A 21,840-nucleotide genomic window follows, 5' to 3' on the forward strand; every position below is an offset into this window, starting at 1 on the left:
ATGGACAAGCTCCTCATCAACGGCGGCAACCGCCTGAACGGCGACATCGCCATCTCCGGCGCGAAAAACGCCGCCTTGCCCATCCTGTGCGCAGGCCTGCTGACCGCGGGCGACCTGAACCTGACGAACGTGCCGCATTTGCACGACGTGGCCACCATGCTCAAACTCCTGGGCCAGACGGGCCTGAAGGTGCAGCAGGACGGCGACCGCGTCGTTCTCAACGGCAGCGCCATCGACACCCTGGAAGCGCCGTATGAACTGGTGAAAACCATGCGCGCCTCGATCCTGGTGCTGGGCCCCATGCTGGCGCGCTTCGGCGAAGCCAAGGTCTCCTTGCCGGGCGGCTGCGCCATCGGTTCGCGCCCCGTCGACCAGCACATCAAGGGCCTCGAGGCGCTGGGCGCCGAGATCCGCATCGAAGCGGGCTACATCTACGCCAAGTGCGCCAAGCTCAAAGGCGCGCGCATCGTGACCGACATGATCACCGTCACCGGCACCGAGAACCTGCTGATGGCCGCGACCCTGGCCGAAGGCGAGACCATCCTGGAAAACGCCGCCTGCGAACCGGAAGTGACCGACCTGGCGCACCTGCTGGTGGCCATGGGCGCGAAGATCGACGGCATCGGCACCAGCCGCCTGGTGATCCAGGGCGTCGAGTCCTTGCACGGCGCCGCGCACGCGGTGATCGCCGACCGCATCGAAACGGGCACCTTCCTGTGCGCCGTGGCGGCCACCGGTGGTGACATCACCTTGCGCAATGTGCGCACGGACATCCTCGACGCGGCGCTCGACAAGCTGCGCGCCATGGGCCTGACGATGACCTTCGGCGCCGACTGGATCCGCGCCGAGATGTCGGCCCGTCCGAATCCCGTCAGCTTCCGCACCACGGAATACCCGGGCTTCCCGACCGACATGCAGGCGCAGTTCATGGCTGTCAACACGATCGCCAATGGCGCCAGCCGCGTCACCGAGACGATCTTCGAGAACCGCTTCATGCACGTGCAGGAAATGAACCGTCTGGGCGCCGACATCACCATCGAAGGCAATACCGCCATCATCGCCGGCGTCAAGCAGCTGCGCGGCGCGCCCGTGATGGCGACCGACCTGCGCGCGTCGGCCTCGCTGGTGATCGCGGCCCTGGCCGCCGATGGCGAAACCCTGATCGACCGCATCTATCACCTCGACCGCGGCTACGACCGCATGGAAGTGAAATTGTCGGCCGTCGGCGCGAACATCGTGCGCATCAAGTAAAAACAAGAAAAGGAACGAGCATGAACGGATCGAACAACGGTGACAGCTCCCAGCTGATTTTGGCGCTCTCGAAAGGCCGCATTTTTGAGGACACCATGCCGCTGCTGGAAGCGGCCGGCATCAAGGTGCTGGAAAACCCGGAGACCTCGCGCAAGCTGATCTTGGCCACCAACGATCCGAACGTGCGCGTCATCATCGTGCGCGCCAGCGACGTGCCGACCTATGTGCAGTATGGCGCGGCCGATTTCGGCGTGGCGGGCAAGGATGTCTTGCTCGAGCACGGCGGCGAAGGCCTGTACCAGCCGATCGACCTGAATATCGCTGCCTGCCGCATGTCGGTGGCGGTGCAAGCCGGTTTTGACTATGAAAAGGCCGTGCACCAGGGCGCGCGCCTGCGCGTGGCCACCAAGTTCGTGCACACGGCGCGCGAGCACTTCGCCGCCAAGGGCGTGCACGTCGACCTGATCAAGCTGTATGGTTCGATGGAGCTGGCGCCTTTGGTCGGCCTGTCCGACGCCATCGTCGACCTGGTCAGCACGGGCAGCACCCTGCGCGCGAACAACCTCGTCGAGGTCGAGCACATCATGGAAATTTCGTCGCGCCTGGTGGTCAACCAGGCTGCGCTCAAGCTCAAGCGCGAGCGCTTGCAGCCGATCATCGAGGCGTTTGAACGCGCCTCGCAAACTGCTTCGCAAGCCTAGACAACACATTCAGTAGCAGAAAGCCGATTATGCCGATACAGATACGCAAGCTCGATTCAAGCCAGGAAGGTTTCCAACAATCGCTCGACACCTTGCTGGCGTTCGAGGCGGGCACCGATGCAGCGATTGAAACGTCGGTCGCGAAAATCCTGGCCGATGTGAAAACGCGCGGCGACGCCGCCGTGCTGGAATACACCAACCGTTTCGACCGCATTCCGCATGGCGGCGCGGCGGAAATGGCGGCCTTCGATATTTCGCAAGCCGAATTGCAGGCGGCCCTGAACGGCCTGCCGTCGGCCCAGCGCGAGGCGCTGCAGATCGCCGCGCAGCGCATCCGCGCCTTCCACGAACGCCAGCGCGAGGAATTGCGCGGTTTTACTTACACCGAGCCCGATGGCACGGTGCTGGGGCAAAAGATCACGCCGCTGGACCGGGTCGGCATCTACGTCCCGGGCGGCAAGGCCGCTTATCCGTCGTCGGTGCTGATGAACGCCATTCCCGCGCACGTGGCCGGCGTGGGCGAAATCATCATGGTGGTGCCGACGCCCGATGGCGTGAAAAACCAGATGGTGCTGGCCGCCGCCGCGATCGCGGGCGTGACGCGCGTGATCACCATCGGCGGCGCGCAAGCCGTCGGCGCGCTGGCCTACGGCACGCAGACCATCGCCGCCGTCGATAAAATCGTCGGCCCCGGCAACGCCTACGTGGCCGCCGCCAAGCGCCGCGTGTTCGGCATCGTCGGCATCGACATGATCGCCGGGCCGTCCGAAATCCTGGTGCTGTGCGACGGCACGACGGACCCCGACTGGGTCGCGATGGACCTGTTTTCGCAGGCCGAGCACGACGAGCTGGCGCAAGCCATCCTGCTGTGCCCCGACGCGGACTATATCGCCAAGGTGGAAGAGAGCATCGCCAAGCTGCTGCCGACGATGCCGCGCCAGGCCACCATCAGCACTTCGCTGGCCGACCGTGGCGCGCTGATCAAGGTGCGCAGCATGGCCGAGGCGTGCGAGATCGCCAATGCCATCGCGGCCGAGCACCTGGAAATCTCGGCGGACAACCCACAGCAGTGGGCCGAGCAGATCCGCCACGCGGGCGCCATGTTCCTGGGCCGCTTCTCGTCCGAATCGCTGGGCGACTATTGCTGCGGTCCCAATCACGTGCTGCCGACCTCGCGTACGGCGCGCTTTTCGTCGCCGCTGGGCGTGTACGACTTCCAGAAGCGCTCGTCCATCATCCACGTCAGCGAAGCGGGCGCGCAAACCCTGGGCCGTGTTGCCGCCACGCTGGCGTATGGCGAAGGCTTGCAGGCGCACGCGCGCAGCGCCGAACTGCGTCTGAAGCCGCAGCCATGACGAAGTTGGCGGAGCGGCCGGACTGGGTCAACCGGGTCTATTGCGAAGACGCGCTGGCGGGGCTGGCGCGCATTCCCGATGGTTCGGTGGACCTGATCCTGACGGATCCGCCGTACAACCTGGGCAAGGATTACGGCAATGCCTCGGACCAGCAGTCGGTGGCCGACTACTTGCGCTGGACGGAACAGTGGATCGATGCGGCGCTGCCCAAGCTCAAAGCCAACGGCAGCCTGTATATCTTTTTGACCTGGCGCTATTCGCCGGAGATCTTCGTCATGCTGAAACAGCGCATGGCGATGATGAATGAAATCATCTGGGACCGCCGCGTGCCGTCCATGGGCGGCAGCGTGCGCAGCTTTTCATCGGTGCACGACACCATCGGCTTCTTCGTCAAGCGCAAGGATTACTACTTCGACCTTGACGCGGTGCGCATCGCCTACGACGCGGCCACCAAGAAAGCCCGTTCGCGCTCGATTTTCATCGGCGCGAAATGGCTGGAAGTGGGCTACAACCCGAAAGACTTGTGGAGCGTGTCGCGCCTGCACAAGGAACACCCGGAACGGGCCGACCACCCGACGCAAAAGCCGCTCGAAATCATCGAGCGCATGGTCAAGGCTTCGTGCCCGCCCGGCGGCGTGGTGCTCGACCTGTTCATGGGCAGCGGCACCACGGCGCTGGCGGCCAAGCGCTGCGGGCGCGATTTCGTCGGCTTTGAACTCAATCCCGACTACTGCGCCATCATCGAACAGCGCCTGGCGGCCCTCACGCAGGAGCTGGCAGCACCGCCCGCGGCCAAGCCCGCCAAGGCGGCGAAAAAGCCGGCGGCCGCCAAAAAAACGGCGGCTACCAAAAAAACGGCCGCCGTGAAAAAAGCGCCGGCCCGCAAGGCGCGCAGCGCCGGCGTGCCGGAAGACGTCGTCATTTAGTCTCCCCAATTCCATCAGGAGTGTTTGCAGCATGTCTTTCCTCGATCAGTTAATCAGCAACACCGTGCGCTCCGATGTGCGGGCCGTCAAAAGCTACCAGGTCGCCGATGCCGGCGGCTACATCAAACTCGATGCGATGGAAAACCCGTATCCGCTGCCGCCGCAGCTGCGCGAGGAGCTGGGCGCGCGCCTGGCCGGCGTCGCGCTGAACCGTTATCCGCCATCGTACGCCAGCCTGCAGCAAGCCATCTGCGCCAATCTGGGCGTGCCAGCCGGCTACGACGTCATGCTGGGCAACGGCTCCGATGAACTCATTTCCATCCTGGCCATGGCCTGCGCCCGTCAGGAGCCGGGCCAGCGCGCCGTGCTGCTGGCGCCCGTGCCGGCCTTCGTCATGTATGCGCGCTCGGCGCAGTTCGCGGGCATGGATTTCGTCGGCGTGCCCCTGCAGGCTGACTTCAGCCTGGATATGCCGGCCATGCTGGCGGCCATCGCAGCGCACCGCCCGGCGCTGGTTTTCCTCGCCTATCCGAACAACCCGACGGGCAACCTGTTTGCCAGCGCCGACATCGAACGCATCCTTGCCGCCCTGGGCGACACGGGCATCGCCGTCGTCGACGAGGCGTACGAGCCGTTCGCGCAGCACAGCTTCATGGGCCGCCTGCCCGAATTCGATAACCTGGTGGTGATGCGCACCGTGTCGAAACTGGGCCTGGCCGGCATCCGCCTCGGCTACATGTCGGCCGCGCCGGCCCTGCTGGCGCAATTCGAGAAAGTGCGTCCGCCGTATAACGTGAATGTGCTGACGCAGGCGGCGGCCGAATTCGCGCTCGAGCACCTCGACGTGCTCAATGCGCAGGCGGATCTGCTCAACAGCGCGCGCGACGACCTGGCACGGCGCCTGGCGGCGCTGCCGGGCGTGACGGTCTTCCCTTCGAAGGCAAATTTTCTTCTGATTCGTGTGGCGGATTCCGACGATGTTTGCGCAAAACTGCTTGCCCGCAGGGTTTTAATTAAAAATATGAGTAAAATGCATGCTGCGCTGGCCAATTGCCTGCGCATCAGCGTCAGTACCCCGGAAGACAATGCCCTTTTTTACGATGCCTTCAAGGCATCCCTCGTTTAGCCTATCGCCAGAGCCTCCCATGAACCGCACCGCAGAAATCACGCGCAACACCAATGAGACGCAAGTTCGCGTCGCCCTCAACCTGGACGGCACGGGCCAGCAAAAGCTCAATACCGGCGTGCCCTTCCTCGACCATATGCTGGACCAGATCGCCCGCCACGGCTTGATCGACCTCGATATCGAAGCGACGGGCGACGTGCATATCGACAACCACCATACGGTGGAAGACGTGGGCATCACCCTGGGCATGGCGGTGGCCAAGGCCATCGGCGACAAGAAGGGCATCCGCCGCTACGGCCACGCGTATGTGCCGCTGGACGAGGCGCTGTCGCGCGTGGTGCTCGATTTCTCGGGCCGCCCTGGCATCGAATACCACATCCCGTTTACGCGCGCCATGATCGCCGGCTTCGACGTCGACCTGACCCTGGAATTTTTCCGCGGCTTCGTCAACCATGCGGGCGTGACTTTGCATATCGATAACTTGCGCGGCACGAATGCCCACCATCAGTGCGAAACCGTGTTCAAGGCCTTTGGCCGCGCGCTGCGCATGGCTGCCGAGCTCGACGAGCGCGCCGCCGGCATCATTCCATCGACCAAGGGCAGCCTGTAAGCGCCGCTCTCGCTATACTGTAGATTCCGGGATCAAACATGAATAAAATTGTGGTGGTGGATTACGGCATGGGCAATTTGCGCTCGGTGGCGCAAGCCTTGCGTGCCGTGGCGCCGGAAGCCGACGTGCGCATTTCGGGATTGGCGCAAGACATCGACAGCGCCGACCGCATCGTCCTGCCGGGCCAGGGCGCCATGCCCGACTGCATGCGCAGCCTGCGCGAATCGGGCGTATTGGAGGCGCTGCTGCGCGCCGCCGACAGCAAGCCCGTGCTGGGCGTGTGCATCGGCGAGCAAATGCTGTTCGACGGCAGCGAAGAGGGCGACGCGGCCGGCTTGGGCTTGATGCCAGGCCAAGTCGTGCGCTTCCAGCTCGACGGCCAGGTGCAGGAAGACGGCTCGCGCTTCAAGGTGCCGCAAATGGGCTGGAACCAAGTGCGGCAAACGGCGTCCCATGTCATGTGGGATGGCATCGCCGACAACGCGTATTTTTACTTTGTGCACAGTTATTTTGCTCAACCTCAAGAGGCGGCGCACACGGTGGGCGAGACTGTCTATGGCGCGCCGTTCGCCTGCGCCGTCGCCCGTGATAATATTTTCGCGACACAGTTTCACCCTGAAAAAAGTGCTGCCGCTGGCTTGCAGCTGTACAAGAACTTCGTTCACTGGCAACCTTAACGTTGGCTTTCCGGCTTTTTTTCCGCCTCTCACTCACTTTTAAATCACACTGACCATGCTGCTCATTCCCGCCATCGACCTGAAAGACGGTCACTGCGTACGCCTGAAACAAGGCGATATGGAACTTGCCACCGTATTTTCCGAAGACCCGGCCGAGATGGCCCGCCATTGGCTGATGCAAGGCGCGCGCCGGCTGCATCTGGTCGACCTGAACGGCGCTTTTGCCGGCAAGCCGAAGAACGAAGGTGCCGTGAAAGCCATCCTGAAGGCCGTGCAAGATTTCGCTGTGGAAAACGACATCGAGGAAATCCCCGTGCAGCTGGGCGGCGGCATCCGCGACCTCGACACCATCGAGCGCTACCTCGACGCGGGCATCACCTACATCATCATCGGCACGGCGGCCGTGAAAAGCCCCGGCTTCCTGCACGACGCCTGCGGCGCCTTCCCGGGCCACATCATCGTCGGCCTTGATGCCAAGGATGGCAAAGTGGCAACGGATGGCTGGAGCAAGATGTCGGGCCACGAAGTGATCGACCTGGCGAAGAAATTCGAAGCCTACGGCGTCGAAGCTATCATCTACACGGACATCGGCCGAGACGGCATGATGGGCGGCATCAATATCGAAGCCACCGTCAAGCTGGCGCAAGCCGTCAAGATCCCCGTCATCGCCTCGGGCGGCCTGCACAACATCGGCGACGTGGAAGCGCTGTGCGCGGTCCAGGCCGAAGGCATCGAAGGCGTGATCTGCGGCCGCTCCATCTATGAAGGCACGATCGACCTGGCGCAGGCGCAGGAACGCGCCGACGAACTGACCGACGCCGCCGTTTAAGCCTGCCCGGCCGGGGCGCGCGCGTGCATGCCCGGCCGAGCGACAATCTGGATACCATCATGCTTGCAAAACGTATCATCCCCTGCCTCGACGTGACCAATGGCCGCGTCGTCAAAGGCGTCAATTTCACGGAATTGCGCGACGCCGGCGACCCCGTGGAAATCGCCCGCCGCTATGACGAGCAGGGCGCCGATGAAATCACTTTCCTCGACATTACCGCCTCGAGCGACAACCGCGGCCTGATCTTCGACATCATCGAAGCCGTCGCCTCGCAAGTGTTCATTCCGCTGACCGTCGGCGGCGGCGTGCGCGTGGTGGAAGACGTGCGCCGGCTGCTCAACGCGGGCGCCGACAAGGTCAGCATCAACACCTCGGCCGTGACGAATCCCCAGCTGGTGTACGAGGCATCGCAAAAGCACGGCTCGCAATGCATCGTCGTCGCCATCGACGCCAAGCAGGTGTCGCCCGGCAAGTGGGAAGTGTTTACCCATGGCGGACGCACGGCCACGGGCCTGGACGCGTTCGAATGGGCGCGTAAAATGGAAAGCCTGGGCGCCGGTGAAATCTTGCTCACCAGCATGGACCGCGACGGCACCAAGGTGGGCTTCGACCTGGGGCTGACGCGCGGCGTGTCCGACGCCGTCAGCATTCCCGTGATCGCCTCGGGCGGCGTGGGCGGCTTGCAAGACCTGGTCGATGGCATCAAGGTGGGCCGCGCGGACGCCGTGCTGGCCGCCAGCATCTTCCACTATGGCCAGCACACGGTGCAGGAAGCCAAGCGTTTCATGGCGCAGCAGGGCATCCCCATGCGCCTGGCGTAAAGACAAGCAGTCAATATCAGCGGGATAGAAGAACATGCAGAACGGAACCATCGTAGCAAGCAATGCCAAGTGGCTCAAGAAGGTCAAATGGGACGAGCACGGCCTCGTGCCCGTGATCGCGCAGGAAGCGGGCAGCAATGACGTGCTGATGTTCGCCTGGATGAACCGCGATGCGCTGGCGCGCACGGTGGAGCTGGGCGAAGCCGTGTACTGGAGCCGCTCGCGCAAGAAACTGTGGCACAAGGGCGAAGAGTCGGGCCACACGCAAAAGGTGCTGGAAATCCGCCTCGATTGCGACGAAGACGTGGTCTTGCTGAAAATCGAGCAAGCCGGCGGCATCGCCTGCCATACGGGCCGCCATTCGTGCTTCTTCCAGAAGTTCGAAGGCGACGAGAAAACAGGCGAATGGCAGATCACCGACCCCGTCCTGAAAGACCCTGAGACGATTTACGCGGAAAGCAAGAGCAAATGAGTGAAACCCTGAAGCGTCTGGCCGCCGTGATCGAATCGCGCAAGCTGGCCAACGGCGGCGACCCCGCCACCTCGTATGTCGCGCGCCTGTTTGCCAAGGGCGATGATGCGATCTTGAAAAAAATCGGCGAGGAAGCGACGGAAACGGTGATGGCCGCCAAGGATGCGCGCCGCGACAACGATCCGTCGAAGGTCCTGTACGAATGCGCCGACCTGTGGTTTCACTCGCTGGTGATGCTGGCGCAGTTCGACCTGACGCCGCAGCAGGTGCTTGACGAGCTGGCGCGCCGCGAAGGCTTGTCCGGCCTGGAAGAAAAGGCGGCGCGCAAGGATGAGCTGCGCGACGCTGGCGAAACAGACAAACACTGACCTGACCGGAGAACGCGTGGATAACTGTATTTTCTGCAAGATTGCTGCAAAACAAATTCCCTCGACCATCGTGTATGAGGATGACGACTTGCTGGCCTTCAAGGACATCAATCCGGCCGCCCCCGTGCATCTGCTGCTGATCCCGAAGCGCCACGTGGCCAGCCTGTCCGATTGCGACGATAGCCATACGGAAATACTGGGCAAGCTGCTGCGCCTGGCGCCGAAACTCGCCGCCGAGTTCGGCTGCGCCGTCACGTATGACGCCGAGGGCACGCCTGCCGGCGGCTTCAAGACCATGATCAACAGCGGCCCGAACGGCGGGCAAGAGGTGTATCACCTGCACATGCATGTGTACGGCGGTCCCCGTCCCTGGCGCGGCCAGCACTGATTTCGCCGCGCGCCGGGTTCACGTGTATACTACCGGCATTGGTTGACGCTATTCGGGCACCGTCCCGCAAGGAGAATGTGATGGGTTCATTGAGTATTTGGCACTGGGTGATCGTTCTGGTCATTGTGATGCTGGTCTTCGGCACCAAGAAACTGGGCAATATCGGCGGTGATATCGGCAAGGCCGTCAAAGGCTTCAAGGATGGCGTCAAGGGCGACGATGACGCGCCGGCAGCCAATACCCCTCCTGCTGCGCCATCGCAAGTGGCCGACAAAAGCACCATCGACGTCGAGACGAAAGAGAAAAGCAAGTCCTGATAGCGTGGCGGGGCGCTTGCCTCGTCCGGTAACAGCCCTTGTCCGCTTATGATCGATCTCGGTCTCTCTAAAATCGCCATCATCGGCGTGGTTGCGTTGATAGTCATCGGCCCTGAAAAGTTGCCGAGAGTGGCGCGCATGGCCGGTACCCTGTACGGCCGCGCGCAACGCTACCTGAACCAGGTGAAATCCGAAGTCTCGCGCGAAATTGAAATGGAAGAGCTGAAAAACCTGCAGAAAGAAGTGCAGGAGGCGGCCCATTCCGTCCAGCAAAGCGTCGAGAAATCCATGCATGGCGTGGAAAATTCGATCTCCGGCAACCTGGCCGAGGTGGAAAACGCCTGGCGCGGCGATTCCAGTGCGTATGAGGGGCATCACGACGCCCATGAAGCCATGCTGCGCGCCACCAACGATGACCTGGCCCGCAAGGCGCGCGAATTTCGCCGCAAGAAGCTGGTGCGCAATTCCGCCATCCCTGGCTGGTACAAACAGCGCCATGGCGGCAAGCAGCACGTGCAATCGGCGGCCGCCCGCGTGGCGCGTTTCCGTCCGCGCGCCAGTTCCTCCTCCTTTTACTCATGAGTAACAAATCCCCGGTGGAAGAAACTTTTATCTCGCATCTGGTCGAGCTGCGCAACCGCCTGGTCAAGGCCTCGATCGGCATCGCCGTCGTCTGCGCCGTGCTGTTTTACTGGCCCGGCCCTTCGCATATCTACGATTTCATTGCCGCGCCGATGATCGCCTCGCTGCCGGCCGGCTCGAAAATGATCGCCACCGGCGTCATCTCGCCCTTCCTCGTGCCGATGAAAGTGACCCTGGTGATCGCCTTCATCGTCGCCTTGCCCTGGGTGCTGTACCAGATGTGGGCGTTTATCGCGCCCGGCCTGTACACGCATGAAAAGCGTTTGATCGCGCCGCTGGTTATCTCCTCGTCGCTGCTGTTCATGGCCGGCGTGGCCTTTTGCTATTTCTTTGTGTTTGGCCGCGTGTTTCACTTCATCAGCGACTTTTCGCCGTCGTCGATCGCGGTGACGCCGGATATCGAAAACTACCTCGATTTCGTCATGTCGATGTGCCTGGCCTTTGGCGCCACGTTCGAAGTGCCCGTCGTGGTGGTGATCCTCGTGCGCATGGGGCTGGTTTCCATCGCGAAACTCAAGGAAGTGCGCCCCTACATCATCGTCGGCGCCTTCGTCATTGCCGCCATCGTCACGCCGCCGGACGTGGTCAGCCAGTTCTCGCTGGCCATCCCGATGTGCCTGTTGTTCGAACTGGGCTTGCTGGTGGCGCCCATCTTCGTCAAGGTCACCCAGGCGCCGGAAGAGGCGTCCTAGACGGCAGCCACAGGCGCAGACAAAAGCCGCTGACCTTTTCCGGGAGCAGCGGCTTTTTCATTGTGCGTGGGCGCTTACTGCAGCATCAGCTTGCTGAGGATGCCCAGGTTGAGCAGGATCAAGGTGCTCATCATCCAGTACATGTGTTTCATGTCGGCGCCCTGGCGCAGGTCCATGCGTTCCCGGCGGGCGTCGAATTTTTGCTCCAGGGCGTCTATTTTAGTGTCGAGCCTGAGCTCCAGCCCATCGATTTTCACCTCCAGGGCGCCGACCTTGGTATCGACGTTTTGCGACACCAGCTTGATTTCTCCCATCAGATTGCGCTCCAGCGCCGCCAGCTCGCCATGCACCACCACGGCAGAGCCCAGTACTTCGCCCAAGGCCGTGGCATGCGCTTCCGCCTGTTGGGTGGGCACGCCCGCCGAGGCGAGGCGTTTGGCGTAATCGAGGGTGTCGAACTGGATGGGCATATGCATGGACGCTCCTGATATCCAGCCTAGCAGGAAAATCGGCAATTGCCAGTGAGGAGTGCGGTGGCGCCTGCCTTCCCGTCAGCTTAATGGACAGGGCAGCCGCTGGTTTGCGGCGGCGCAAACGCATGCAAAAAGGGCGCCGCTGCGCCCTTTGCAAGCTGACGGCGAGCGCCGCTTAATTCATCAATTCCTTGATGACTTTGACAGGCGCGCTGCCGTAGCTGAGGAATTGCTCGTGGAAATCCTTCAGCACGAACTTGTTGCCCAACGCTTGCTTGCGCTGTTCGCGCAAGTCCATGATTTCGCTGTAGCCGCTGAAGTAGCTGGTCAGTTGCACCGAGCTCAGCTGCACGCGGCGCCATTTTTCCGTTGCTTCACGCTGGGTCTGGAAGGCCTGGCGCGTCAGCAGGTCGAGCGCCTGTGCTTCCGTCATGCCCAGCACGTGCACGCTGTAGTCGAGGATGGTGTTGGTGACGCTGCGCAAGTTCCATTTCGAATACATCAGCCACATTTCCGGCGCGTTGTTGCCATAGCCCGATTCGAGCATCATGCGCTCGCCATACACGGCCCAGCCTTCGATCATGGCGCCATTGCCGAAGATCGATTTCACCAGCGACGGCGATTTATTCGCGTACACGAGCTGCGTGTAATGGCCGGGAATGGCTTCGTGGATGTTCAGGATCTGCAAGATCCAGTGGTTGTACTCGCGCAAGCTGCTTTCCGCCTGTTCCGGCGTTTCGCCGTCGAGCGGCGTCACGTTGTAATACGTGCGGTCCTGCGGGCGGTAGGGGCCGGGCGCCTCGATGCTGGCGCCGGCCACGCCGCGCTGGTAGGCGGGCGTTTCACGCACGACCAGGGGCTTTTTCGGGTCCATCGTCAGCAGATTGTGGCTGGTCACCCATTCCTGCAATTCCGGTATCTGGCGGCGGATTTCCGGCACGAAATTGGCGGGCGCCACGTGGTTGCTGGACAGCTTGTCGATCACCATGCCGATCTTTGCCGTGCGGTCCGCCGGCTTGGCCGTGCTGCCCATGGTTTTTACCCACAGCTCGTCGGACAGGCTATCCATGTGCTCGAGCAGCTTTTCGCGCGCGGCCAGGGCCTTCTGGTACATCTGCTCGGCGCTGACGCTGGCCTGGATATCGTAGGCGAATTTCTGTTCATATAAATCCTTGCCGATGCGGAAGGAGCGCGCATTGCCGTTCTGCGCCAGCGCAGTGTCCTGTTCCGTCAGCCAGGCCGCATAGCCTTGCACGGCCGTGCGGGCCGCGGCGATGCGGGCGTTGTACAGCTGTTTTTCCGTCGGCGTCAGGATGGAGCCCTGGGCCGTCTTGTTCAGGTCGTCAAGCACGCTGAGCACGCCGGCGCTCTGGGCGATGGCCAGCTGCGTGTGTTCGCGCGTGGGCTGATGGATACTGGCGCGCGCGGCCGCATAGTATTGCGGCACGCTGGCGATGCGCTTGAGCAAGGTGCGCAGGCGCTGCGGCTGCGAGGCGTATTCCGTGTTCAGGATGAAATCGATGGAGCCGGCCACGTTATACTGGGCAGGATTCCATTCGAATTCGCGGAAGGTGGTCAGATACCAGCGGTCCGATTGCAGTTTATTCGTCAGCAAGGCCAGGTCGGTACGTTGCTTGTCTGACATCTTACTCGCATTCAGCTTGCCGAACTTGCCCAGCCATTCTTCGATGAAGGCCAGTTGCTTCTGGCGGCTGGCCGCGTCGGGAATGCTCAGGTTGGCGGCGCCATCATACTTGCCGACCGAAATCGCGCTTTCCGGGTCCAGGCGCCACAGGGCGGTGAGGAACTGGCCGCTGAGGTTATTCATGGAGCGGTCGCTGCTGTTCTCGCTGGCGACGGCCGCGACCGTGGCTGCCGTGGCCGCCGTGACGACGGCTGCTTTCTTGGCGACGGTTTTTTTCTTGCTGCTGCTGGTGCCGGCCTTGCCTTGCTTCTGCGGTTTATTGGCGGCGCTGGCCGGTGTCAGGGTAAAAGCCATCATCAATGCGGCGAGCGCAACTTTATTTTTTATCAGCATAGTTTATCTCTTGAATATTTTGCTGTTTGTCGATATCAGAAAATAATAAACTGATAATATAAGTAACAAACAACTATTGAAAGGTTGGCCTTGCTTTGCTGGGCGGCCCAAAGATTAGCATTAATTGCCGCCGCTGCGCAGTTTTTTGCGCCGGGAACGCGCGCGGTGTCAGACGACGATGGCGCTGCCGCGCAGCATGTCCTGGTGGCGCGCATTGATAGCCGCCACGGCATCCTTGCCGCGCGCCATGCCGGTGGCGTGGATTTCCGTTTCTTGCGTGTAGCGCTGGCGGACTCTTACCGTATAGGATTGGAACAGCCAGCTCCAGAAGTTCGTTTCATAGACGGCTTCATCCATGTCGCGCCATTTGACGCCCGTCAGTTTCTTTTTCCACGGCAAGATACCAGACGCCAGCCACACGCCCGTCTCGTCGTAGTACAGCTGATAGCTGCGGATCGTCAGCAGGCGGTAGCCGACGATCAGCGCCGAGCCGATCAGCACCACGAAGGCGGCGCGCGCGTTGTACTTGAAGGCCAGCGGCAGGGCGGCAAAAAACAGCAGCACGGCGATGATGAAGGTGCTGACGTAGGCGGTCCAGGATTTGCCGCACAAAAAGGTGGCGCGCTGGCCGGCGCTGGTGGCGATATAGTCGGTCATGGCGTGGCATAAAAACGGGGAAAAACGATCATCGCATGGAACGCGGCTTCCCCGTTCATTTTTTAAAGCTCATCGCTTCAACCCTTCCTGCAGCATGCCCAGCATGTCATTGGCCGACATGCGCGCGGCCGCGTCGCTGCCTTCCAGTAGACTGTCGGCCAGGTCGCGCTTGTGCTGGTGCAATTCGACGATGCCTTCCTCGATCGTGTGTTTCGCCACCAGACGGTAGATGGTGACGGGGCGCAATTGCCCCATGCGGTGGGCGCGGTCCGAGGCCTGGTCTTCCACGGCCGGGTTCCACCACGGGTCCATGTGGATCACGTAGTCGGCCGCCGTCAAGTTGATGCCCATGCCGCCCGCTTTCAGGCTGATGAGGAATACATCGCCATCGCCGGCCTGGAAGGCATCGACGCGGCGCTTGCGCTCCTGCATCGGCGTGGCGCCATCGAGATATTGATAGGCCACGCCATGCTGCTCCAGATGCTTGCGGATCAGGGTCAAATGGTCGACGAACTGGCTGAAGACGAGCACCTTGTGGCGGTTTTYCAGCAAGCCCGACAGCAGCTCGGCGAAGGCGGCCAGCTTGCTGCTGGCCAGGCCCAGTTCCGGCGCCACCAGCTGCGGATTGCAGCAGGCGCGGCGCAGCTTCATGATTTCGGCCAGGATCTGGATGGCCTTTTTCGAGGCCGGCCCTTCCACCATGGCCAGCTTTTCCAGTGCTTCGCGGCGCAAGGATTCGTACAGTGCCGTTTCCTGCGGCGACAATTCCACTTCCAGCACGATTTCCGTGCGTGACGGCAATTCCGACAGCACTTGCGTCTTCGTGCGGCGCAGGATGAACGGCGCAATCAGGCGGCGCAGCCGCAGGCGCGCGCCGGCCGCCGCCCGCTTGTCCTGGTCCTTTTCGATCGGTCCCGCAAAACGCAGATTGAACTGGTCGAGGGTGCCCAGCAAACCGGGGTTAATAAAACGGAACAGATTCCACAGTTCGCCCAGGTGGTTTTCCAGCGGCGTGCCGCTGGCCACCATGCGGAAGTCGCCTTGCAGGGCCATCACGGCTTGCGAGCGCTTGGTGGCGCCATTCTTGATCGCCTGCGCTTCGTCGAGCACGATCGTATGCCAGCGCACGCCGGCAAACAGCGCCGCTTCCTGCTGCAGCAAGCCATAGCTGGCCACCACCACGTCGAACGGCTGCAGGGTGTCGAGCATATCGGCCCGGTCGCCGCTGCCGAACAGTTTTACTTTCAAGGTCGGCGCGAAGCGCTGCGCTTCGCTGATCCAGTTCATGCACACGGAGGTGGGCGCCACGACGAGGGTCGGGCCGTTCGGTGCACGCGCCAGTATCAGCGCCAGCGCCTGCAAGGTCTTGCCGAGTCCCATGTCGTCGGCCAGGCAGGCGCCCACGCCCCAATGCGCCAGACGCGCCAGCCAGGTAAAACCGGCCAGCTGGTAGTCGCGCAAGTCGGCTTGCAGGGTGCTGGGCAGCTGCGGTTGATAATCGTCGAGGGCGCGCAGGCGCAGCAAGTGTTCGCGCCACAGTTTGTCGGCCTTCACGCCGCCCGCATCGCTGGCCAGCTCTTCCAGCGCGAAGGCGGCCAGCGGGTGAATGTGCACGCCATCGGCATTCGCCTCGCCATACGCGGCCAGTTCCGACAGGCGGCGGTGCAATTCGTCGCTGAGCGCCAGGAACTGGTTGTCGCCCAGGGCCACGAAGCGGCTTTTATTGTTCTGCATCAAGTCGAGCAGGGCGCGCAAATCCATGACCTTGTCTTCGTCGATCTGCACTTCGCCGCTGGCGGCAAACCAGTCTTTTTCGCTCTTGATGTTCAGGCGCATCTGGCCGCTATCGATGCGTTTTGACACGCGCATGGTTTCGCCTTCGGGCCAGGCCAATACCATGCCGGCGGGATCGAGCGCCTGCAGCTCCACCAGCAGCTGCAGGCCCAGCGCTGGCTGGCCCAGCAGCCATTCGCCATGCTCTTCTTGCGCCTCTTCCAGCACCAGGCATTTTCCGATCAGCTGGCGCTGCGCTTCGCGTTCCGCATTCAGGTCGCGCCGCGCCTGTACGGCCCGGCCCGCCACATCGGCAAACACGCTTTCGGCGCCGCTGCCCGGTGCGTAATAGGCCCCGTTGTCGAGCAGCGGGCGGACCAGAATCTGCATTTTCAAGCCCTGCTGGTAGGGCAGCAAATGCACGTGCAGGCGGTGGTCGGCCGTGATCGCTTCCGCGTCGCCGGCGCCGCCGCCGATATCGGACTGCACGGTAACCATGGACGAGATGGCGCCGATGGCTTGCATGACCTGTTTTTCCGCGTGCAGCGGCACGGACAGGCCCAGGCCCACGATGGCGCCGATGCGCCGGTGTTCGTCGAGGATGTGCACCACGCGCAAGCGCGTCGGCGTCTCGCGCTGCACCACGACATTGCTGCCGCTGTCGGGCAGCGGCGGCTGCATGCCCAGCCACAGTTGCCCCTCGTGCGACTTGATCAGGAGCTCGGGTGCGCCGGCGATCAGTTCCACGCGCGTCTCGGGGTGGTCGAGCCAGAAGACGAGCGGGTGGCCCACCAGCAGCACGGCGGCCTTGTCCAGCTCCACCTCATAGCGCGGTGCCGACGAATAATATTGTTTGAACGGCGCGATGCTGCCCGCCGCGCGCGCGTCTTGCGGCGTGAGGAAATCGATGTCGCCCGCCTCTTCGGCCAGGCGCTTGAGCCCCATGGCGCGGCCCTTGCTCCAGCCGCCCCGCGCGTCGCGTTTCTGCTCGCGCACTTCCACTGCCGTCAAGCCAAAGCGCGGGTCGAACGCCACCAGCCACACGAGGCGCGAGACGCTGCCGATGGCTTCGGCGGGGGCGTTCTGCTGCAGGTTGATCAGGGCGCTCAGCTGGCGCTGCCACGCTTCCTGGCGCTCGAACCACGGCGCCATGTCCGTCAAGCCGTGTTGCGCGCGTTTGGCCGTGGCATAGCGCTCCTGCTGCGGCTCGCCCATCAGGCCCAGCAAGCCGGCCGCCTGCGCCGCGATCAGGTCGTAGCCGGCCGCGTCCGCTTGCCGCACCAGCGCTCGCAGCTGGTCCTTGCGTTCGCTCAATTGCGGCAGCGCCAGCCAGTAGTACAGCAAGCCCTGAAACAGCTGCGCCTGCAGTCCCGTTTCCCAGCTGCGCGTGGGGATCGCATCGGCTTGCAGCACGCCGGCGCGCACCAGGCGCAAGGTATTGAGTTGCTGGTAGACGATGCTGTCGTGGTTCGGTTGCGCGTGCAGCGCGATATCGAGGTAGGTCTCCGCGGTTTTCAGCTGCTTGGCGTCGTTGCCGCGCAGCAGAGCGAGCACGTACAGGTGGCCGCCGATGCCCGTGAAGCACAGCTTGCGCTTGCCTGTTTCCTTGCGCAACCCTTTCAAGGCCGTTTCAAAGCCCGCCACGGCGTGCGCATGTTCGCCGCGTAACAGGGCGATGCTGCTGTCGACAAACAGCGCCTGTGGCCCCTGCTGGCCCGTCAGGTAGCGCGCGGCCGCGTCGAGTTCGCCGCACAGCAGGGCGTCTTCGGCCAGGGCCAGCGGCAGGGCGGCGCCGATATGGTCGCCGGCCGCCGTCTGGCGCGCGTGGTGGGCGCGCGCGTAGGTGCGGATGGCGTGCGCCGTGGCCGGTTCGCGCGGGGCGTTGCCCAGCAGCACGGCGAGGATGTCGTCCTGCAGTTGCGGCATGACGAAAGACAGCATTTCCGGCTCGAACGGCCGGCCGAAAATCTCGATCAGCGGGTGCAGCTGCTGCGCTTCATAGCACGCCATGCAGGCGGCCAGGATGGCGGCCACGTGGCGCACCTCGTCATTGCGCAAGAGGGCGATGCGCAGGCGCGCCACGCCTTGCCGGTAACTGCGCAATTCCACATAGCCATCCCAGTTGCGCCGCACGGGATTGATCAGCTCGATGGCCTGGCACAGGTCGCGGAATGTCAGGTGCTCGATGGCGGCGCGCATGGCGGGCCAGCGCAGCCTGGTTTCACAGGCAAAGCCCCGTCCCACCACCTCGCTGGCCAGCGCCAGACGCGTCAGCCGTTGCAGCATGTTGGTCACCGTCAGCAGGGAAAACGGCGTGCCGTCGGGCTCGACGACATTGGCGCGCTGCAAGTGTTCATACACGGCATGCTTGCCCACCGGCTCGCCCGCGATCGCCAGCAAGGCCAGGATCATCCGTTCGTGCTGTTCCAGGGCGGCGAACTCGTCCAGCAGAGGTTGATCTACATTCTGTTCGCTCATGCGGGCAAGTTGGCGATATGCACGGGCGGCTCGCCGGCCGCCACGGGCAGGCCGAACACGCGCTGGTAGAAATACAGTTCCGCTTCCAGCGTGCGCACGATGTTTTCCGCCTTGCGGAAGCCGTGGCCCTCGCCTTCGAGCGGCACATACGCGACGGGTACGCCGCGCACCTGCAGGGCATCGACCATCAGCTGTGACTGCTGCGGCGGCACCACCTTGTCATCGAGGCCCTGGAAGAAGATCATCGGGCGCGACAGTTTATCCGTGTGGTGGATGGGCGAACGCTCGCGGTACAGCGCTTCGGCTTGCGGCTGCGAGGCGATCAGGTAGTCGGTATAGCGCGATTCGAATTTGTGCGAATCGTCGTCCAGGCCCTTCAGATCGGATACGCCATAGTAGCTGGCGCCCGCCTTGAAGACGTCGTGGAAGGTCAGCGCGCACAGGGTTGTCAGGCCGCCGGCGCTGCCGCCGCGCACGATCAGGCGCTCGGGGTCGGCCAGGCCGTTGGCGGCCAGGTAACGGGCGCCGGCGATGCAGTCTTCCACGTCGACGATGCCCCATTGCCCGCGCAGCGCGTCGCGGTATTCGCGGCCGAAACCGCTGCTGCCGCCGTAGTTGACGTCGAGCACGCCGATGCCGCGGCTGGTCCAGTATTGTGTCGCCAGTTTCAAGGTATTGCTGGCCATGCTGGTGGGGCCGCCATGGCTGATGACGATGACGGGAGGTAATGTTCCCGCCGGCGCCTGCACGTCGTCGTTTTTCGGCGGATAAAAGAAGGCGTAGGCCGTGCGGCCGTTGCTACTTGGAAAGCTCAAGCTGCGCGGCACGGACAGGTAGTCGAGCGCGGGCAGGTGTGCGATCGACTGCGCCAGCACTTCCAGCTCATGGTTAGCCAAATCGATGCGCGCCAGCTCCAGTGCGATGGTGGGGCTGCCGCCCAGCAGCGCGACGAAGCCGGGGCCCACGCGCAGTTCGCGGATTTCCTGGTACGGGTGCGGGATCGGCTCCAGCTTGGCTGCCGCCACGTTCAATTGCGCCAGATAGCTGATGCCGGCCTGGATATACGTGCAGACGATCTCGTCGTCGGACAGAAAACCGTACATGCTGCCGCCGAAGGTCCAGTGCGGCGTGGCGAATTCCGCTTCCATCGGGCACAGCGCCTCGATGTCGGCGCCGTGCAGGCGGTACAGATTCCACCAGCCGCTGCTGTCGGAAACAAAGTGCAGCAAGCCCTTCGGCGACCATTCCGGCTGGCAAATCGACTCGCGTGCGCCGCCGGCGATCAGGCGCGGCGAACCGAGGCTGCCGTCCGCCTGCACGTCGGCCAGCCACAGTTCCGTGCCTTGCCACGGCAGGCGCGGGTGGTCCCAGCTGATCCAGGCCAGCTGGCTGCCGTCCGGCGACAAACGCGGCGCCGCATAAAAATCGTGACCGCGCGCCAGCACCGTTTCGCGCCCGTCGAAGCCGACGCCGGCCAGGCAGTTTTCCGGATGCGCGTGGCCCTCCGCCGGATGCTGTTCGCGCACGGCGATCAGGCGGGACCGGGCCGCATCGACGACGAAGTCCGCATGGCGCGTATTGCCGCCCGTGGTGAATGCTACGGGCGTGGCGTCGCCAGCCACGCGGTACAGGCAATTGTCGGCGAAATGCGAGAAATACACGGTATCGCCGGCAACCGCATACGCGCCGCCGCCGTATTCATGCACGCGCGTGCGCACATTGAACGGCGCTGGCGTCAGTTCATCGACCCGCGCGCCGCGCTGGCGCAGCAGGGTGTTGCGGCCCGCCTCGCTGGCGCGTCCGGCCAGCCAGTACACGTCGGCGCCATCCGCCCCGCCCAGGGCCAGCTGCGTCAGCGGCGAGGCGCCGGCGGCGACGATGGCTGCGCTGATCGGCGATGGCCAGATGCCATAAGGGGTGCAAGATGCGGTCGAGGTCATGCGGGCTCCGTGTCGTGGTGGAAAGAAGGGGGCCTCCAGGCGGCGTCAGGCAGCGCGGCGGCGTGCATCATCATAATGGAAGGGCTGGCACAACGAAAGTCATCGCTGTGCGTGGCAAATGCTGCAAAGCGGCACCGGAATCAATGAAATGGCAGCGATTGGATGCGATAATACCGCTTCCCCAAGCTCGATTGCCTGCCATGCCACAATTTGCTCCGCTCCAGAATGACACTTTCCTGCGCGCCCTGCTGCGCCAGCCGACCGAGCACACTCCCGTCTGGCTGATGCGCCAGGCGGGCCGCTACCTGCCCGAATACCGCGCCACGCGCGAGCGGGCCGGCTCCTTCCTGGGCCTGGCGAAGAATCCCGATTACGCGACGGAAGTCACCTTGCAGCCCCTGGAGCGCTTCCCGCTCGACGCGGCCATCCTGTTTTCCGACATCCTGACGGTGCCCGACGCCATGGGCCTGGGCCTGTATTTCGCCGATGGCGAAGGGCCGAAGTTCGAGCGCCCGCTGCGCACGGAGCAGGACGTGAAGGCCTTGCAAGTGCCGGACCTGGCGTCGCTCGACTACGTTTTCAAGGCCGTCACGCAAATCCGCACGGAACTCAATGGCCGCGTGCCGCTGATCGGTTTTTCCGGCAGCCCGTGGACCCTGGCCTGCTACATGGTGGAAGGCGGCGGCTCGAAAGAGTTCCATACCATCAAGAAGATGCTGTACAACCGCCCGGACCTGATGCACCACATCCTGGCGATCAACGCCACCTCCGTGGCGCAATACCTGAATGCGCAGATCGATGCCGGCGCGCAAGCCGTGATGATCTTCGATTCCTGGGGCGGTGCGCTGGCCGACGGCGCCTATCAGGAATTCTCGCTGGCCTACATGCAGCAAGTGGTGGCGCAGCTGAAACGCGACAAGGATGGCGTCAAGATTCCCGCCATCGTGTTTACCAAGGGCGGCGGCCAGTGGATCGAGCAGATCGCCGACATCGGCGCCGATGCCGTGGGCCTGGACTGGACCGTCAACCTGACGCGCGCGCGCCAGCTGGTCGGACATAAAGTGGGCTTGCAGGGCAATCTCGACCCCGCCATCCTGTTCGCCAGCCCCGAGCAGATCCGCGCCGAAGTGGCGAAAGTGCTGGGCGCCTTCGGTGCGCCGTCGGCAGGCACGGGCCACGTGTTCAACCTGGGTCATGGCATTTCCCAGTTCACGCCGCCGGAATCCGTGGCAGCCATGGTGGAAGCCGTGCACAGCATGAGCCGCGCCATGCGCAGCGGCCAGTAAGTCGTCGTTTTCCCCTGGCG

21 protein-coding genes are annotated in these 21,840 nt (G+C 63.4%); 16 read left to right on the forward strand and 5 right to left on the reverse strand.

What is annotated here, in order from left to right:
* The 15 genes from murA to tatC all read left to right on the forward strand — a co-directional run bounded on the left by murA (nt 1) and on the right by tatC (nt 11,175).
* On the forward strand, nt 1-1,251 hold the full coding sequence (gene murA / locus CBW66_RS15240) for a UDP-N-acetylglucosamine 1-carboxyvinyltransferase (protein WP_086137472.1): 1,251 nt from the start codon (nt 1-3) through the stop codon (nt 1,249-1,251).
* Between the two features lie 20 nt (nt 1,252-1,271).
* On the forward strand, nt 1,272-1,952 hold the full coding sequence (gene hisG, locus CBW66_RS15245) for an ATP phosphoribosyltransferase (RefSeq protein ID WP_086137473.1): 681 nt from the start codon (nt 1,272-1,274) through the stop codon (nt 1,950-1,952).
* A gap of 29 nt (nt 1,953-1,981) precedes the next feature.
* Complete coding sequence (gene hisD, locus CBW66_RS15250; RefSeq protein ID WP_086137474.1) at nt 1,982-3,307, forward strand: histidinol dehydrogenase; 1,326 nt, start codon at nt 1,982-1,984, stop codon at nt 3,305-3,307.
* Complete coding sequence (locus tag CBW66_RS15255) at nt 3,304-4,233, forward strand: site-specific DNA-methyltransferase (RefSeq protein ID WP_086137475.1); 930 nt, start codon at nt 3,304-3,306, stop codon at nt 4,231-4,233. The genes hisD and CBW66_RS15255 overlap by 4 nt, the downstream gene beginning before the upstream one ends.
* Nucleotides 4,234-4,264: 31 nt before the next feature.
* The gene (gene hisC / locus CBW66_RS15260) at nt 4,265-5,359 is read left to right on the forward strand and encodes a histidinol-phosphate transaminase (protein WP_086137476.1); all 1,095 of its coding nucleotides are present in this window, start codon (nt 4,265-4,267) and stop codon (nt 5,357-5,359) included.
* Nucleotides 5,360-5,378: 19 nt separating this feature from the next.
* Nucleotides 5,379-5,969, forward strand: coding sequence for an imidazoleglycerol-phosphate dehydratase HisB (gene hisB / locus CBW66_RS15265; protein WP_010402123.1), 591 nt, complete (start codon nt 5,379-5,381; stop codon nt 5,967-5,969).
* A 38-nt stretch (nt 5,970-6,007) separates the two neighbouring features.
* The gene (hisH, locus tag CBW66_RS15270; protein ID WP_086137477.1) at nt 6,008-6,646 is read left to right on the forward strand and encodes an imidazole glycerol phosphate synthase subunit HisH; all 639 of its coding nucleotides are present in this window, start codon (nt 6,008-6,010) and stop codon (nt 6,644-6,646) included.
* 55 nt (nt 6,647-6,701) lie between these two features.
* Entirely contained in the window at nt 6,702-7,475 is a 774-nt protein-coding gene (gene hisA, locus CBW66_RS15275; protein ID WP_086137478.1) for a 1-(5-phosphoribosyl)-5-[(5-phosphoribosylamino)methylideneamino]imidazole-4-carboxamide isomerase, read from the forward strand.
* A 59-nt stretch (nt 7,476-7,534) separates the two neighbouring features.
* A complete protein-coding gene (hisF, locus tag CBW66_RS15280; RefSeq protein ID WP_034753845.1) occupies nt 7,535-8,296 on the forward strand; it encodes an imidazole glycerol phosphate synthase subunit HisF in 762 nt (253 codons plus the stop codon).
* Between the two features lie 34 nt (nt 8,297-8,330).
* Nucleotides 8,331-8,768, forward strand: a complete 438-nt coding sequence (gene hisI / locus CBW66_RS15285) for a phosphoribosyl-AMP cyclohydrolase (protein WP_070219635.1) — start codon at nt 8,331-8,333, stop codon at nt 8,766-8,768.
* On the forward strand, nt 8,765-9,136 hold the full coding sequence (locus CBW66_RS15290) for a phosphoribosyl-ATP diphosphatase (RefSeq protein WP_034753849.1): 372 nt from the start codon (nt 8,765-8,767) through the stop codon (nt 9,134-9,136). The genes hisI and CBW66_RS15290 overlap by 4 nt, the downstream gene beginning before the upstream one ends.
* A gap of 16 nt (nt 9,137-9,152) precedes the next feature.
* Nucleotides 9,153-9,524 carry a histidine triad nucleotide-binding protein gene (locus CBW66_RS15295; RefSeq protein ID WP_086137479.1) on the forward strand — a complete coding sequence of 124 codons (372 nt, stop codon included), beginning with the start codon at nt 9,153-9,155 and terminating at the stop codon, nt 9,522-9,524.
* Between the two features lie 80 nt (nt 9,525-9,604).
* The gene (gene tatA / locus CBW66_RS15300) at nt 9,605-9,841 is read left to right on the forward strand and encodes a Sec-independent protein translocase subunit TatA (protein ID WP_046683197.1); all 237 of its coding nucleotides are present in this window, start codon (nt 9,605-9,607) and stop codon (nt 9,839-9,841) included.
* 48 nt (nt 9,842-9,889) lie between these two features.
* A complete protein-coding gene (tatB, locus tag CBW66_RS15305) occupies nt 9,890-10,423 on the forward strand; it encodes a Sec-independent protein translocase protein TatB (RefSeq protein WP_086137480.1) in 534 nt (177 codons plus the stop codon).
* Nucleotides 10,420-11,175: a twin-arginine translocase subunit TatC gene (gene tatC, locus CBW66_RS15310; RefSeq protein ID WP_086137481.1), complete on the forward strand. Its 756-nt coding sequence runs from the start codon at nt 10,420-10,422 to the stop codon at nt 11,173-11,175. Before tatB ends, tatC begins: the two co-directional genes overlap by 4 nt.
* Before the next feature lie 74 nt (nt 11,176-11,249).
* Here tatC and CBW66_RS15315 read toward each other — a convergent pair whose 3' ends face one another.
* The 5 genes from CBW66_RS15315 to CBW66_RS15335 form a co-directional block, all read right to left on the reverse strand.
* Nucleotides 11,250-11,651 (reverse strand): hypothetical protein, encoded by a 402-nt coding sequence (locus CBW66_RS15315; RefSeq protein ID WP_086137482.1) that lies wholly within the window; start codon nt 11,649-11,651, stop codon nt 11,250-11,252.
* A gap of 172 nt (nt 11,652-11,823) precedes the next feature.
* Entirely contained in the window at nt 11,824-13,683 is a 1,860-nt protein-coding gene (locus CBW66_RS15320; protein WP_086137633.1) for a DUF885 domain-containing protein, read from the reverse strand.
* 171 nt (nt 13,684-13,854) lie between these two features.
* Complete coding sequence (locus tag CBW66_RS15325; protein ID WP_086137483.1) at nt 13,855-14,343, reverse strand: hypothetical protein; 489 nt, start codon at nt 14,341-14,343, stop codon at nt 13,855-13,857.
* Nucleotides 14,344-14,412: 69 nt separating this feature from the next.
* Nucleotides 14,413-18,594 (reverse strand): DEAD/DEAH box helicase, encoded by a 4,182-nt coding sequence (locus CBW66_RS15330; RefSeq protein ID WP_086137484.1) that lies wholly within the window; start codon nt 18,592-18,594, stop codon nt 14,413-14,415.
* The gene (locus tag CBW66_RS15335) at nt 18,591-20,534 is read right to left on the reverse strand and encodes a prolyl oligopeptidase family serine peptidase (protein ID WP_086137485.1); all 1,944 of its coding nucleotides are present in this window, start codon (nt 20,532-20,534) and stop codon (nt 18,591-18,593) included. Before CBW66_RS15335 ends, CBW66_RS15330 begins: the two co-directional genes overlap by 4 nt.
* A 200-nt stretch (nt 20,535-20,734) precedes the next feature.
* Between CBW66_RS15335 and hemE the strand changes: the two genes are divergently transcribed.
* The gene (hemE, locus tag CBW66_RS15340; protein ID WP_086137486.1) at nt 20,735-21,820 is read left to right on the forward strand and encodes a uroporphyrinogen decarboxylase; all 1,086 of its coding nucleotides are present in this window, start codon (nt 20,735-20,737) and stop codon (nt 21,818-21,820) included.
* Nucleotides 21,821-21,840 lie beyond the last annotated feature (20 nt).

The organism is Janthinobacterium sp. GW456P (assembly GCF_002127655.1).
In the GTDB taxonomy this organism is placed as follows: domain Bacteria; phylum Pseudomonadota; class Gammaproteobacteria; order Burkholderiales; family Burkholderiaceae_D; genus Janthinobacterium.